Annotated in this window: 1 protein-coding gene and 1 pseudogene; both read left to right on the top strand. The window is 55.8% G+C overall.

The genetic code is table 11. The features are described from left to right. Nucleotides 1–245 (top strand): annotated as a pseudogene (locus A3730_RS31120) (DUF2063 domain-containing protein); the annotation flags it as partial. Between the two features lie 11 nt (nucleotides 246–256). Continuing rightward, nucleotides 257–636, top strand: a 380-nt coding sequence (locus A3730_RS05580) for a DoxX family protein (RefSeq protein ID WP_156500940.1), incomplete at its 3' end; no start/stop codon positions are given.

The raw sequence follows: 636 nt of genomic DNA, 5'->3' as shown, positions 1-636 counted from the left end.
TCTGGTTGCTGGTGTACCGTGACCGGGACGACTGCGTGCGCTTTATGGAAATCAACGCGCCGACGGCCAGGTTGTTGCAGTTGATTGGCGAACACCCAAAGGATAGCGGTAAAGCGGTGGTGGGGCGTCTCGCCGAGGAAATGCAGTTTGCGGACGTGGCAGCACTGGAAACTTTTTCTCGCGATATCCTGCAACAAATGCGTGAGCGGGACATCCTTATTGGAACCTCACTGAGTCGCCTGTAAGGATCCTGACGATGACCACGCTACAGTCTTTTTTTCACCGCTGTCATGCGGCGTTGAATCACACCCGTATTGCGGATTTCCTTGCGCCTCTGGCGCTTCGTTTGTTTCTGGCTCCGGTCATGTTCAGTGCGGGATATAACAAGGCCATGAGCTTTGAGAGTACGGTGACCTGGTTTGGCAATACAGAATGGGGGCTGGGCTTGCCTTTTCCTGCTTTACTGGCCTTTCTGGCGGCGGCCACTGAGCTGGTTGGCGGTGTGTTGCTGCTACTGGGCCTTTTCACCCGCTATATCAGCATCCCGTTGATGTTCACCATGGTGGTCGCCATTGGCTCCGTGCACTGGGAAAACGGCTGGTTTGCCATCGCGCCGGGCAACCCGGCAACCAGTAT

Source organism: Alcanivorax sp. HI0044 (assembly GCF_001634945.1).
Note: the sequence above shows the minus strand (reverse complement) of the source record. Positions and strands in the feature narration are given on the sequence as shown.